Origin of the sequence: Oricola sp. (assembly GCF_022763245.1) — a bacterium.
In the GTDB taxonomy this organism is placed as follows: domain Bacteria; phylum Pseudomonadota; class Alphaproteobacteria; order Rhizobiales; family Rhizobiaceae; genus Oricola.
Genome location: NZ_JALEGV010000041.1, coordinates 69,099 through 82,548, shown reverse-complemented (window position 1 = coordinate 82,548; position 13,450 = coordinate 69,099). Strand labels below are relative to the sequence as shown.

At 63.4% G+C, this 13,450-nt stretch carries 14 protein-coding genes; 7 read left to right on the top strand and 7 right to left on the bottom strand.

The features are described from left to right. Positions 1-18: 18 nt before the first annotated feature. A complete protein-coding gene (leuS, locus tag MRY80_RS20990; protein ID WP_293293177.1) occupies positions 19-2,640 on the bottom strand; it encodes a leucine--tRNA ligase in 2,622 nt (873 codons plus the stop codon). A gap of 138 nt (positions 2,641-2,778) precedes the next feature. Between leuS and MRY80_RS20985 the strand changes: the two genes are divergently transcribed. Continuing rightward, a complete protein-coding gene (locus tag MRY80_RS20985; protein WP_293293176.1) occupies positions 2,779-3,438 on the top strand; it encodes a YggS family pyridoxal phosphate-dependent enzyme in 660 nt (219 codons plus the stop codon). A gap of 103 nt (positions 3,439-3,541) precedes the next feature. Further along, positions 3,542-4,357, top strand: coding sequence for a lytic transglycosylase domain-containing protein (locus MRY80_RS20980; protein WP_293293175.1), 816 nt, complete (start codon positions 3,542-3,544; stop codon positions 4,355-4,357). A 70-nt stretch (positions 4,358-4,427) separates the two neighbouring features. On the opposite strand, the gene rpmF is transcribed toward MRY80_RS20980, so the two are convergent. Continuing rightward, positions 4,428-4,610 (bottom strand): 50S ribosomal protein L32, encoded by a 183-nt coding sequence (gene rpmF, locus MRY80_RS20975; RefSeq protein ID WP_223477607.1) that lies wholly within the window; start codon positions 4,608-4,610, stop codon positions 4,428-4,430. A 148-nt stretch (positions 4,611-4,758) separates the two neighbouring features. Next, positions 4,759-5,388 (bottom strand): transglycosylase domain-containing protein, encoded by a 630-nt coding sequence (locus MRY80_RS20970; RefSeq protein WP_293293174.1) that lies wholly within the window; start codon positions 5,386-5,388, stop codon positions 4,759-4,761. Between MRY80_RS20970 and MRY80_RS20965 the strand changes: the two genes are divergently transcribed. Both MRY80_RS20965 and MRY80_RS20960 read left to right on the top strand, forming a co-directional pair. After that, on the top strand, positions 5,387-5,554 hold the full coding sequence (locus MRY80_RS20965) for a hypothetical protein (RefSeq protein WP_293293173.1): 168 nt from the start codon (positions 5,387-5,389) through the stop codon (positions 5,552-5,554). The two genes, MRY80_RS20970 and MRY80_RS20965, sit on opposite strands and share 2 nt — an antisense overlap. A 181-nt stretch (positions 5,555-5,735) precedes the next feature. After that, positions 5,736-6,578 (top strand): polyprenyl synthetase family protein, encoded by an 843-nt coding sequence (locus MRY80_RS20960; RefSeq protein ID WP_293294176.1) that lies wholly within the window; start codon positions 5,736-5,738, stop codon positions 6,576-6,578. A 42-nt stretch (positions 6,579-6,620) separates the two neighbouring features. Here MRY80_RS20960 and MRY80_RS20955 read toward each other — a convergent pair whose 3' ends face one another. From MRY80_RS20955 to MRY80_RS20945, 3 genes are all read right to left on the bottom strand, one after another. Then, on the bottom strand, positions 6,621-7,541 hold the full coding sequence (locus MRY80_RS20955; RefSeq protein ID WP_293293171.1) for a lytic transglycosylase domain-containing protein: 921 nt from the start codon (positions 7,539-7,541) through the stop codon (positions 6,621-6,623). 25 nt (positions 7,542-7,566) lie between these two features. Next, positions 7,567-8,820: a flavodoxin-dependent (E)-4-hydroxy-3-methylbut-2-enyl-diphosphate synthase gene (gene ispG / locus MRY80_RS20950; RefSeq protein ID WP_293293170.1), complete on the bottom strand. Its 1,254-nt coding sequence runs from the start codon at positions 8,818-8,820 to the stop codon at positions 7,567-7,569. A gap of 65 nt (positions 8,821-8,885) precedes the next feature. After that, entirely contained in the window at positions 8,886-9,239 is a 354-nt protein-coding gene (locus tag MRY80_RS20945; RefSeq protein WP_293293169.1) for an ArsC/Spx/MgsR family protein, read from the bottom strand. Between the two features lie 110 nt (positions 9,240-9,349). On the opposite strand from MRY80_RS20945, the gene MRY80_RS20940 reads away from it, so the two are divergent. Next, positions 9,350-10,132: a 3-hydroxybutyrate dehydrogenase gene (locus tag MRY80_RS20940; RefSeq protein ID WP_293293168.1), complete on the top strand. Its 783-nt coding sequence runs from the start codon at positions 9,350-9,352 to the stop codon at positions 10,130-10,132. Continuing rightward, positions 10,110-11,246, top strand: a complete 1,137-nt coding sequence (locus MRY80_RS20935) for a patatin-like phospholipase family protein (RefSeq protein ID WP_293293166.1) — start codon at positions 10,110-10,112, stop codon at positions 11,244-11,246. The genes MRY80_RS20940 and MRY80_RS20935 overlap by 23 nt, the downstream gene beginning before the upstream one ends. A 4-nt stretch (positions 11,247-11,250) precedes the next feature. Here MRY80_RS20935 and MRY80_RS20930 read toward each other — a convergent pair whose 3' ends face one another. Then, the gene (locus MRY80_RS20930; RefSeq protein ID WP_293293165.1) at positions 11,251-11,871 is read right to left on the bottom strand and encodes a TetR/AcrR family transcriptional regulator; all 621 of its coding nucleotides are present in this window, start codon (positions 11,869-11,871) and stop codon (positions 11,251-11,253) included. Positions 11,872-12,309: 438 nt separating this feature from the next. Between MRY80_RS20930 and MRY80_RS20925 the strand changes: the two genes are divergently transcribed. After that, on the top strand, positions 12,310-13,449 hold the full coding sequence (locus MRY80_RS20925; RefSeq protein ID WP_293293164.1) for an efflux RND transporter periplasmic adaptor subunit: 1,140 nt from the start codon (positions 12,310-12,312) through the stop codon (positions 13,447-13,449). Position 13,450: the final 1 nt, after the last annotated feature.

Sequence of the window (13,450 nt, the reverse complement as noted above, 5' to 3'; positions counted from 1 at the left end):
ATCAGGCTCCCCTTTGCCTCAGGCGACAATGTTGACGATCCGGTGCGGAACCACAATGATTTTTTTCGGTGCCGTTCCGGCAAGGTGATGAATGACGAAGTCCGCGTCGAGCGCGGTTCGCTCGATGCTCTCCTTGTCGGCGTCTTTCGCGACGGTGATCTCGCCGCGGCGTTTGCCGTTGATCTGCACCGGCATCACCACGGAGTTCTCTTCCACCAGCGCCGGATCGAACGCGGGCCAGTGGGTTTCGGCGACCAGGCTGTCATATCCGAGGCAGGTCCAGCACTCTTCCGCCAGATGCGGCATGACCGGCGCAAAGATCTGAACGAGGATCGACAACGCTTCGTGGGCCGCGGCCTTGTCGGTGTCCGAGCCGTTCGTCGATTTCTCGATGGCCGGAGCGATCTCGTTGACGAGTTCATGCACGCGGGCGATGGCTCGGTTGAAACCGAGCTTCTGGAAATCTTCGCCAACCGCCTTCAACGCCTTGTGGGCGGCCTTGCGCATGGCGAGCGCATCACCTTCCGCGGCACCGGCATCGCCCGCGGCGAGCGACGGTGCCGCACCCGAGACAACGCGCCAGATGCGCTGGACGAAACGGTGCGCGCCTTCAGCACCACGGTCGCTCCATTCCACGTCGCGATCGGGCGGCGAGTCGGACAGCATGAACCACCGCGCCGTGTCGGCGCCGTAGCTCTGCGTGATCTCTTCCGGACCGATCGTGTTCTTCTTGGATTTGGACATCTTTTCCAGATGCCCGATCTGCGCTTCCTCGCCGGTGTCGATCACCACCGCACGCCGGGTGCCGCCACTTTCCTCAAGCCGGATTTCGGAGGGCGCATGCCACTTTCCGGAGGTGCCGGAACCGGTGCGATAGGTCTCGTGAACGACCATGCCCTGCGTGAACAGGCCCTTGAAGGGCTCGGCGAGGTCGAGGTGACCGGTCTCGCGCATCGCACGGGTGAAGAAGCGCGAGTAGAGCAGGTGCAGGATCGCATGCTCGATGCCGCCGATATATTGATCGACCGGCAGCCAGTCATTGGCGGCGGCCGGGTCCGTCGGCTCGTCGGCCTTCGGTGCGGTGAATCGCGCGAAATACCAGGACGAATCAACGAAGGTGTCCATCGTGTCGGTTTCGCGTTTCGCCGCCGCACCACAGCTCGGGCAGGCTACATCGCGCCACGTCGCGTGACGATCGAGCGGATTGCCCGGCTTTTCAAAGTCGATGTCGTCCGGCAACTTGACAGGCAAATCGGCCTTCGGGACCGGCACGACGCCGCAGGCCTCGCAATGGATGACCGGGATCGGGCAACCCCAATAGCGCTGGCGGGAAATGCCCCAGTCGCGAAGCCGGAAGCGCACCTTGCGCTCGGCCTGCGGCCTGCCGTCGAAGTCCGTCTTCTCCAGGCGGTCGGCAACTTCCTCGAAGGCCTTTTCAGGCGTCATCTGGTCGAGGAAGCGTGAATTGATCATCACGCCGTCATCGACATAGGCTTCTTCGGTGACCTGGAAGGTCGCCGCGTCGCCGTCCTTCGGCATCACCACCGGAATGACCGGCAGGCCGTATTTGTTGGCGAAGTCGAGGTCGCGCTGGTCGCCCGAAGGGCAGCCGAAGATCGCGCCGGTGCCGTAATCCATCAAGACGAAATTGGCGACGTGGACCGGCAGCGTCCAGCTCTCGTCAAAGGGATGAACGACGCGGATGCCCGTGTCGAAGCCCCTCTTCTCGGCCGTTTCCAATTCGGCGACGGAAGTGCCGGCCCGCCGGCATTCCTCGCAGAAGGCGGCCAGCTCGGGATTCGTCGCCGCGGCTTTTTTCGCCAATGGATGATCGGCGGCGATCGCCATGAAGGAGGCGCCAAAGATCGTGTCCGGGCGGGTGGTATAGACCTCCAGCTCCGTCTCGCCCTCCGGCGCGGTCGCCGCGTCCAGTTGCCAGCGGATCTGCAGGCCTTCCGACCGGCCGATCCAGTTCTTTTGCATGACCCGGACCTTTTCGGGCCATTCATCCAGCGTCTCGAGCGAATCCAGCAGATCCTGCGAGAAGTCGGTGATCTTGAAGAACCATTGGGTCAGCTCGCGCTGCTCGACCGGCGCGCCGGATCGCCAGCCGCAGCCGTCGATCACCTGCTCATTGGCGAGCACGGTCATGTCGACCGGGTCCCAGTTCACCTTGGACTGCTTGCGGTAGACGAGGTCCTTGTCGAGGAAGTCGAGGAACAGCATCTGCTGCCGGTGGTAATAATCGACGTCGCAAGTGGCGAATTCACGCGACCAGTCGATCGACAGGCCCATGAGCTTGAGCTGCTCGCGCATGGTGGCGATGTTGTCGTAGGTCCAGGCGCCCGGATGCACCTTGTTCTGCATCGCGGCGTTTTCCGCCGGCATGCCGAAGGCGTCCCAGCCCATCGGGTGGAGGACGTTGTAGCCCAGGGCGCGGCGGTGGCGAGCGACGACGTCGCCCATCGTGTAGTTGCGCGTGTGGCCGATATGGATGCGCCCGGACGGATAGGGGAACATCTCCAGGACGTAATATTTGGGCCGCGGATCATCATTGTCCGCTTCAAACAGTTTTGCGTCCGCCCAGGCCTTCTGCCATTTGGGTTCGGCTTCGCGCGGATTGTATCGTTCGGTCGCCATTTCGGTGAAACTCTTGAATTCCGTGCGGCGACATGCAGGTTTGCGCCGCGAAACAAATCAACGGTCTCTTGCCGATAAAAGGGCAAGCCGTCAACAACCGGCCGCCTGCAGCGGCCTCAGAGCATGCGGGGTTCGGATATGTCGGCAGTCGAGGGATTGAAGGATGTGCGGAGCCGGATCGCCGCGGCCGCGCAGGAGGCGGACCGCGATCCTGGCGACGTCGAACTGATCGCCGTTTCGAAGACGTTCGACGCCGACGCCATCCGTCCTGTGCTCGAAGCAGGCCAGCGCGTCTTCGGAGAAAACCGCGTGCAGGAGGCGCAGGGCAAGTGGCCGGGCCTGACGACAGACTTCTCCGGCGTCGAACTGCACCTGATCGGGCCGCTGCAATCCAACAAGACGAAGGAAGCGGTGGCGCTGTTCGACGTCATCCAGACAGTCGACCGCGAGAAGATCGCGCGGGCCATCGCCACCGAGATGGAGCAGCAGGGCAAGACCGTCCGGCTCTATGTGGAGATCAACACCGGGCTGGAACCGCAGAAGGCGGGGATCGCTCCCGACGATTGCGCCGATTTTCTCGCGCTCTGCCGTGACGAGCTCGGGCTTTCGATCGAAGGGCTGATGTGCATCCCGCCCTTCGACGAGAACCCGGGACCGCATTTCGCGCTGTTGCGCAAGCTTGCCGCCGAGAACGGGATCGACCGGCTTTCCATGGGCATGTCGGGCGATTTCGAGACCGCAATCGGTTTCGGCGCGACGAGCGTACGGGTCGGAACGGCCATTTTCGGCGCCCGCTAGTTTCCCTCGTTCTGGCAGCAAATCAGACCTGACTTTTTCCCCGGAATCGGGCATGTTCCGCCGCGGGGCAGAGCACGTCGACCCGAGGTCTGGAGGACACGGCATGGAATTGAGACTGGCGAAACTGACGCTTTGCGCGGCGATGATGGCGGGAGCATTGTTCACCAGCCAGGCACAGGCGGCACAATGCGGCAACAATTCCAGCGGCTTCGAACGCTGGAAGAGCCAATTTGCAGCCGAAGCGAAAGCAAATGGCGTCGGCAACCGCGGGCTGAAGGCGCTCGCCGGCACCAGCTATGCCACCAAGACGATCCATGCGGATCGCAACCAGAAGAGCTTCAAATACTCGCTGCAGAAATTCATGCAGATCCGCGGCGCCAACTCGATCGTTTCGGTCGGACGCCAGAAGAAGAAGGCGAATGCCAAATTCTTCGCCCGGCTGGAGGCAAAATACGGCGTACCGGCAGGCCCCCTGCTGGCCATTCACGGCATGGAGACGGGCTTCGGTCGCTTCATGGGGAATTCCAACGTGGTGTCGGCGATCGCCACGCTCGCCTATGATTGCCGCCGGTCGGATTTCTTCACCGGCCATCTCTACGCGGCCCTGCAGCTCGTCGATCGCGGCGTCATCTCATCGAACACCAAGGGTGCGATGCATGGCGAGGTCGGCCACACGCAGTTCCTGCCGGGCAGCGTGCTGAAATATGGCGTCGACGGTGACGGCAATGGCCGTGTCGATCTGGCGGGCTCGCAATATGACGCGCTCGCCTCGACGGCGAACTTCCTGCGCGCGCATGGGTGGAAGCGGGGTGCCGGGTATCAGCCGGGCCAGACCAATTTTCGCGCGATCCAGGGCTGGAACGCCGCCGGTGTCTATCAGCAGGCCATCGCCATCATGGCCGCCAAGATCGATCAGTAACGGACAAACGCGAAAAACCCGCATTCGTCGCGAATGCGGGTTTCTTCATGCCTGAAGGAGTGAAGAAGGCTCAGCCTTCCTTCGGCTCCAGAACCTGGCGGCCGCGATACATGCCGGTCTTCAGGTCGATGTGGTGCGGGCGGCGCAGTTCGCCGGAATTCTTGTCCTCGACATAGGACGGGTTTTTCAGCGCATCCGTCGAACGACGCATGCCGCGCTTCGAGCGGGTCACTTTTCGCTTCGGAACAGCCATTTTCAGTCTCCAGTTCGATCGGACGAGCCCAGTTGACGACCGGTGCGGTCGGCAGGCATCCGACATGTGCTTGAAAAAGATTGCGCGCCTATACACGCTCAAATCTGACTTGACCAGACTCGCGCGCAAATTTTGTCGCATCCGCCGCTCAGTAGAGGCAGGTGACGAAGGGACCCGCGCGGCGCGCCCGCGCCTCGATCACATTGGCGAGCCGGTTGAGATGTGTCGTCGGCGCTGCCGGATTGCGCTGGTAGGGATTGGGCAGCGTCACGGCCATGAGCGCAGCCTGCCGGTCCGTCAGGTCCAGTGCGGGACGCCCGAAATGGGTCCAGCTCGCCGCCTCGATGCCATAGATGCCGTCGCCCCATTCGGCGATGTTGAGATAGATCTCCATGATGCGCTTCTTCGGCAGGACGAAATCGACCCAGATCGCCAGCGGCATTTCCACCGCCTTGCGCACCAGCGACCGGCCCGGCCACAAAAACAGGTTCTTGGTCGTCTGCATGGTGATCGTCGACGCGCCGCGCGTCGGTTCGCCGTCCAGCGCGTCCTCGATGACCGCGTTCAATTCAGCCCAGTCGATGCCGTAATGCCGGCAGAACTTGCCGTCCTCCGAGACGACGACCGATTTCACGAGCATCGGCGCGATGTCGTCGAACTCCACCCAGTCGCGTTCGAACTTCTCCAACCGGGCGAGATCGGCGAGCATCAAGGTCGAAACCGGGCGGATCGCGTCGATGCGGTAGAGAAGCGTGAGTATCAGGGGGATCGCCACCATGACGGCAATGACGATCGCAAAAAATCGAACAGCACGAAGGAACCAGCGTCGCCAGCCGGCGCCGGTTGAGGACTTCTTCGGACGGGAAGCCGTGCTTCCGCTGGTCTTTTTGGCCGTCTTGGCGGCGTTCCGTCTGGAGGCCAACGCGTTCAAAGTCCCCGGTTGAATGATCCGGCGCAGTGCCCGAAATTCCTAGGCAATAAGCCCGCCCGCTGCAACAGGGCTTTGCGCCGCAACGGCTGGCACTTGACCGGACGGTCGCGAAGGGTCATCGGGATGCCATGTCAGACGCCGCATTCTCAGACGCGCTTGCCGCTTGTGCCTCCGCAACCGAGGCCCATCTCGAAATGGTTCTCGGCCGCTCGACGCTGGAGGGCGAGACGGTTCGCCCCGACCACCTGATGGCGGCGATCCGGCATGGGGTTCTCAACGGCGGCAAACGATTTCGGCCGTTCCTGGTGCTGGAATCCGCGCGGCTCTTCGGCGTCGTGCAGCAAAGCGCCCTGCCCGCCGCCGCGGCGCTGGAATGCGTGCATTGCTATTCGCTGATCCATGACGATCTGCCCGCCATGGACGATGACGATGTGCGACGCGGATTGCCGACGGTGCACAAGGCGTTCGACGAGGCGACCGCGATCCTCGCCGGCGACGCCCTGCTGACCTTCGCCTTCGACCTCCTGTCGGATCCCGGCTGCGGCCTCGGTGCCGAAATTCGCGTCAGGCTGATCAGCCGGCTTGCGCGCGCGGCCGGGTTCGGCGGAATGGCGGGTGGTCAGGCGCTTGATCTGGCCGCCGCCGAGACGCGTCCCGACGAACTGGGGGTGGTCACTTTGCAGGCGATGAAGACCGGCGCTCTGATCCGCTTTGCGTGCGAGGCCGGGGCGATCATGGCCGATGCGCCAGCGGCCGACCTGAACAGAATGCGCAGCTTCGGTGAAACGATCGGCGTGGCGTTCCAGCTCGCCGACGATCTTCTCGACGTCACCCAGACGGCCGCCGCCATGGGCAAGGCCACCGGCAAGGACGCCGACGCGGGCAAGGCCACGCTGGTCGGCCTGAAAGGCGAGGCCTGGGCGCGTGACGAGCTTGCCAGACTGGTGGCGAAGGCTGAAACCTTGCTGGAGCCATACGGCGAAGCGGGGCACATTCTGCGAGACGCAGCGCGTTTCGTGGCCTGGCGGCAATCCTAGGAAATCTACGCAAAATGCCAAATCATTTCGGAACCGGTCTGATCAGTTCTTGACGACCACGCAGGATGCGCCGGCCAGCCGAAGCTGGTTGCAGAGGTCGCTTGCCTCGCGCTTGTCGGCCGCGCCGATCTGGACGACGTGAAGCGGCCTGCGGCCGATGGTCGATCGCTTGGAGAAGACGGCTGGTTCGCGCTCGCCGATGATGCCGGCATGGCGGATGCGCACTTCCTCGAATATCCGCAGCGCCACGGCGCGGTCGAAATGTCCGGCAAGCTGGACGCCCCAGGCGGGTGCGTCGGTGTCGTCATAGAGCAGCACGGTTGCCGGCGTGACAGGCAGTTCACGGCAGGCCTGGTCGAAACTCATGCCTTCGCGCAGCGGCGGCTGTTCCTCATCGGTCGTCATTTCCCGAAAGCTTTCCGCGGTCTTGCCGAAGATCGCGAGGAGATAGCCTTGCGTTTCCCCCGGCAGGTAGCCGCCGCGGGCGAGCCAGCTGGAAACGCGTTCCTCGCCTGCATTGTAGGCCGCCGCGGCAAGCCCGAGATTCCCGAATTCGGTGCGCAGATCCGACAGATAGGCGGCGGAAGCGGGGATCGCCTGTTCGGGATCGAAGGGATCGCGAAGGCCGCGTCGATACGCCGTGCCCGGCATGAACTGCGCGATGCCTTGGGCGCCTGCACGCGACAGGGCGGAAATGTCGAAGCGGCTTTCCTTCCAGATCAGCCGCGTGAAGAAGGACCGTGGCAGGCCGTGGGCGTCGGCGGAGGTGGCAATCAGGTTGCACAGCGTCTCGACGTCATAGGTCTTCCTGTCGGCGTCGGGATCGACGCGCTCGAATTCCTGGTCTGGTCTGACATTGTCGAGCTGCAGCGGAAGAACGACGCGCACCTGCCCGTCCTCGGCGCGCGCTTGCGTCACGAGGGCGGCGGCCAGGCAAAGGGTTGCGACGATGCGGAGCGACATGGCCTTGCGACCTCCCGCTTGGTGTTTAGCCGGCTTTTCGTTCGGCCGCATGACCGAAACGCTGCTCGATATAGTCGCCGAGCATCTTCTGGAATTCATTGGCGATGTCCGGCCCGCGCAAGGTCGCGGCCTTCTTGCCGTCGATGAAGACCGGGGCAGCCGGCGTCTCGCCCGTGCCCGGCAACGAGATGCCGATATCGGCATGCTTGGATTCGCCGGGGCCGTTGACGATGCAGCCCATCACGGCGACTTTCAGTTCCTCGACGCCGGGATATTTGTCGCGCCATACCGGCATGTTCTGGCGCAGGTCGGCCTCGATGGTCTGGGCTAGCTCCTGGAACACGGTCGACGTGGTGCGGCCGCAGCCTGGACAGGCCGCGACGACCGGCAGGAACTGGCGAAAGCCCATGGTCTGAAGCAATTCCTGACCGACCTGCACCTCGCGGGTGCGGTCGCCGCCGGGTTCCGGCGTCAGCGAGATGCGGATGGTGTCGCCGATGCCCTGCTGCAACAGGATGCCCATGGCGGCGGACGAGGCGACAATGCCCTTGGACCCCATGCCGGCCTCGGTCAGGCCGAGATGCAGCGCATGGTCGCCGCGCGAGGCGAGCATCGTGTAGACCGCGATCAGGTCCTGAACCTGGCTGACCTTGGCCGACAGGATGATCTTCGAGCGCGGCAGGCCGACATCTTCCGCAAGGTTCGCCGACAACAGCGCCGATTGCACGATGGCTTCCCGGGTGACCTGACGGGCGGTCAGCGGCGCGCCCTTCTCGTGGTTCTCGTCCATCAGCCGGGTGAGGAGTTCCTGGTCGAGCGAGCCCCAGTTGACGCCGATGCGCACCGGCTTGTCGTGGCGGATCGCCATCTCGACGATGTCGGTGAACTGCCGGTCGCGCTTCTCGCGGAAACCGACATTGCCCGGATTGATCCGGTATTTGGCGAGTGCCTCGGCGCAGGCCGGATGGTCGGCCAAAAGCTTGTGGCCGATATAATGGAAATCGCCGACAAGCGGCACGAAGACGCCGAGCCGTTCCAGCCTTTCGCGGATGCGCGGCACGGCGGCGGCACTTTCGTCGCGATCGACGGTGATGCGCACGATCTCAGAGCCGGCGCGGTGAAGCGCGGCCACCTGGGCAACGGTGGAATCGACATCCGCCGTGTCGGTGTTCGTCATGGACTGGACGACGACCGGCGCATCGCCGCCTACAGACACGCCGCCGACATTGACGGCGACGGTGCGGTGACGGGCCAGGGGTTCAGTCAGATAGTCGGTCATCGTTCTCGTCCGGCATTCGCCGGTTCCTTATCGTTTCGGCCGATCCGGCGCAATCGCGCCGGCGGTCACAGAAAGGCGGCCTCCCATTCGGCCGGCTTGAAACCGGTCAGGACTTTCGCGCCGTCCGTGCCCACCGGGCGCTTGATCAGCCGCGGGTCGGCGGCCATCGCCTCGATCCTGGAGGCTTCGCTTGCCGTGATCGCGGCCTGTTCCTCCGGCGCCATCTTGCGGAAGGTTTGTGCCTTTTCGTTGAACACGGCGTCGAGGCCGGCGATTTTCACCCAGTCGCCGAGATGCGCCTTGAGGTCCGGCAACTTGGCGAAGTGCTCGTAATGCGGATCGAGCCCACTGGCCTCGGCCCATTCGCGCGCTTTCTTCACCGTGGTGCAGCCCGGGTATCCGTAAATCGAAATCGCCATGCGTCGTTTTTCCCTCTCATCGTATTTCTGCGTTCTTGCAGGTGTCCCGGTTGCGACTATGTTGCAGTGCAGCAGTCAACGGTATCTAGGCAGCGAAGGACGATCATCCAATGCAAAAAACAAGAACAGCGGTGATTACGGGATCGACTTCGGGCATCGGGCTCGGCGTCGCACATGCGCTGGCGGCCGAGGGACACAATGTCGTCATCAATTCCTACACGGACAATGACGCGGATCATGCGCTCGCCGAAGAGATCTCGGCGAAACACGGCAATCGCACGGTCTACATCCAGGCGGACATGTCGAAGGGCGAGGCGGCGCGGGCGCTGATCGGGAAGGCGGCCGAGGCGTTCGGCCATGTCGACATCCTCGTCAACAATGCCGGCATCCAGCATGTCGCGGCGATCGAGGAATTCCCCGTCGAGACGTGGGACCGGGTCATCGCGATCAATATGAACTCGGCCTTTCACACCACGGCGGCGGCGCTGCCGATGATGCGCGAACACAAATGGGGCCGTGTCGTGAACATCGCGTCGGCCCACGGGCTGACCGCTTCGCCCTTCAAATCGGCCTATGTCACCGCCAAGCACGGCGTGGTCGGCATGACCAAGGTCGTGGCGCTGGAAACCGCGGAAGCCCCGATCACCTGCAACGCGATCTGTCCCGGCTATGTGCTGACACCGCTGGTCGAAGCGCAGCTCCCGGACACGATGGAGAAATACGGGATGGATCGCGAGACGGTGGTGCGCGAGGTGCTTCTGGAGCGGCAGCCGTCGAAACAGTTCGCGACGGTCGAGCAGATCGGCGGCACGGTGGTCTTCCTGTGTTCCGATCACGCCGAGCAGATCACCGGAACGACGATCTCCGTCGATGGCGGATGGACGGCGCTCTGATCCCGTGACCAAACAGGCAAAACCCGTCAACCTCGCCCTGCAGGGCGGGGGATCGCATGGCGCCTTCACCTGGGGCGTGCTCGACGCGCTGCTCGAGGACGGCCGGCTGGATATCGACAGCATTTCCGGAACGAGCGCCGGCGCCATGAACGCCGTGGCCCTGGTCGACGGCTGGGAAAGGGACGGTCGCGACGGCGCGCGCGCCGCGCTGCACGATTTCTGGCATGCGGTCAGCAAGACGGGACGGTTCTCGCCGGTGCAGCGCACGCCGCTGGACGCGATGTGGGGCAATTGGAGCCTGGAATTCTCGCCGGCCTATCGCGGGCTGGATCTGCTGTCGCGGGTGTTCTCGCCCTATGACCTCAATCCGCTCGACATCAACCCGCTGCGCGACGTCGTCGAAAAGCAGATCGATTTCGATCGGGTGCATCACTGCAAGGCCATCAAGACCTTCGTGTCGGCCACGAATGTGCTGACCGGCAAGGTGCGGGTGTTCCGGCCGGACGAATTGAGCTGCGACGTGGTGATGGCCTCGGCCTGCCTGCCGACCATCTTCCGGGCGGTGGAGATTGACGGGGTTCCCTATTGGGACGGCGGTTTCGGCGGCAATCCGGCTCTGTTTCCGTTCTTCTATGCCGCGGAGACGCAGGATTGCCTGCTGGTGCAGATCAATCCGATCGAGACGACCAAGACGCCGCGCACGGCCTTCGAAATCCAGGACCGGATGAACGAGATCACCTTCAACGCCGGCTTGCTCCGCGAATTCCGCGCCATCGAATTCGTCCGCCGGCTGAAGGCGGACGGGCGCCTGAACGGGACCGACTACAAGACGATCCGCATGCACCGGATCGCCGCGGATGCCGTGGTCGAGGAACTGTCGGCCTCTACCAAGGTCAATGCCGAATGGTCATTCCTGCAGTATCTGAAGGAGCTGGGCCGTGCCGCAGCGGCCGATTTCCTGGAACAGCATTTCGAAGCTATCGGAGAGCGGCCGACACTGGATCTCACCGAGGAGATCTCGCCGCATATCCTGCCGCAGGAACCGAAAAAGCCCGTCGGACGGCGGATGCGCGCGGCGATGGAGCGGCTGCGGCCGCGCAAGCAAGCGTCCTGAATGCTCAGTTCCGTGTCTTTGCGGCCTGCAATGCGCCGGAAATGAACGTCACCATGTTGCGCACGTCGCCGTCGATGGTTTCGCCGCGCAGATATTTCGCCTTCAGGCCTTCCATGGTCTGCATGACGATGGTCGCGACGGTGCGGGCGTCGACCCCGATCGGATCGAGCGCGATCTCGCCGGATTCCTCAGCGTTCTGAATTCCTGCCGTGATCGCGCCGATCATCTGATCGCACCACTTTTCCTCGATGTCGCCGGCGACTTCCTCGTTCACGCCCATCAATTCGGCGCCATGCGGGGTCGCGTCGATCTTGCGATGCAGGGAGAGGATGCTGTTGTCGATCGAATCGTAGAGCCTGTCGGCGAAGGATTTGTCGCTCTCGAAAGCGGCTCTCGCGGTGTGGCCCATCACCTCGAGGATGCCGAGGCTCGCGGCCCGAAAAATCTCCGTCTTGTTCTTGAAGACCTGGTACAGGGCGGGACGCGACATGCCGGCGGCACGCGCGATGTCGTCCATGGAGGTTTTCTTGAACCCGTAATTGATGAACACGTCGAGCGCCGCGGCAATGATCGCGCCGCGCTTGTCTGAAGTCGGTTGGAACTGCATGTCTTGACGATATGACATTTTTCGTTATTTTGTCAATTTGTCAGGATGGGGTGCTCCGGGCAGGGCCGAAAGCCATGCAAGATGTGTTGCAAGACGGGATCCAGCATGCGGTTTCGGATGACCTGAATGTGGTTCGGGGCGTTCCGGGCGCGCCATCACCGTCCAGACCGGGGCGCCGGACGTTCGAGATCTTAACGAATACAGTGCCATAGCACCCAGGACCGTCGGTTGTGGGTGGTTATGACAATGCAGTGGACATTGGTCCGTAGATACGGAGATCGAAATCACTGTTTCGGGCCTTGTGCATAGGAATATGTGGCAATCCGACAACAATCGATTTCACAAATGTTCGAAAACGACCGGACAAACCGTCCGGTTTCTTGAATAGGAATTGAAGACGGCCACCTGAAGGCCATCCCGGGCCTATAGCCGGTTCTTGCGATTGTAGAGACGACGATGAAATCAAACCGTTACATTGCCATACTCGTTTTCCTCGGGTCTGCCGCCTGGATCGCCACCGGCGAATTCTCTTCGGTCGGAAGCCAGGCCAGCGCTGCGAGCGAAACGCCGGCTGCCGAAGCGACCGAAACGCAGGCCGAGACCACGAAGGCGCTGCCGACGGTCGGTGTCGCCGTCATTCCGCAGATCGATCACGCCCGGTCGGTGAAGATCTCTGGCGTCACCGAGGCCGACAAGGAAACGACGCTGACGGCCCGCGCCGGCGGCATCATCGACGAATTGCTCGTCAGGCAGGGCGACGCGGTGAAAGAGGGTGACGTCATCGCCCGCATCGCGCCGGAAGGCCGCGAGGCGGCCTTGCGCTCGGCCGAGCAGGCGCTCGAACAGGCCAAGGCCGAGGCCGACGCCAAGATGAGGCTGGTGGAAAAGGGCACGCTCGCCAAGCTGCAGGGCGACGCCGCCATGTCGGCGCTGCGGGCTGCCGAGAGCCAGGTCGAGGCCGCACAGGCCGAGGTCGACAAGCTCGACGTCATCGCACCCTATGACGGGGTGATCGACGTCGTGCAGGTCGAGGACGGCGCCGCCGTCAGCACGGGAACGGGCGTTGCCAAGCTCATCGCGCTCGATCCGATCATCGGGCTCGGCGAAGTCAATGAAAGCGATCTCGGTGTCGCCCGGGTCGGCGACAAGGCCGATCTGCGGCTGGTCAACGGCGAGACCGTAACCGGCACGATCCGCTACATCAGCCGCGAGGCGCAGGCCGCGACGCGCACCTTCACCGTCGAGGTCGAGGTGGCCAATCCGGACCTGACGATCCCGTCGGGCATGACGACGGAAGTCATCCTGCGCGGCGCGCCCGTGCTGGCCACTCCGGTTCCGCGGTCGGTCGTCGCCCTCAACGACAACGGCGAACTGGGCGTGCGGACGGTCAACGAGAATGACGAGGTGGTGTTCCACCCGATCGACATCGTCGACGATTCGACCGGGGCGCTGATCCTCGGCGGCATCCCGAAAGGCGCACGCGTGATCGTGGCCGGACAGAATTTCGTCGGCGACGGCGTCAAGGTCAATCCGGTCGAGGCGGACGCCGAGACCATACGCAAGTTGGTCGAGGAAGCGACCGCAGGAGCGATCTGAA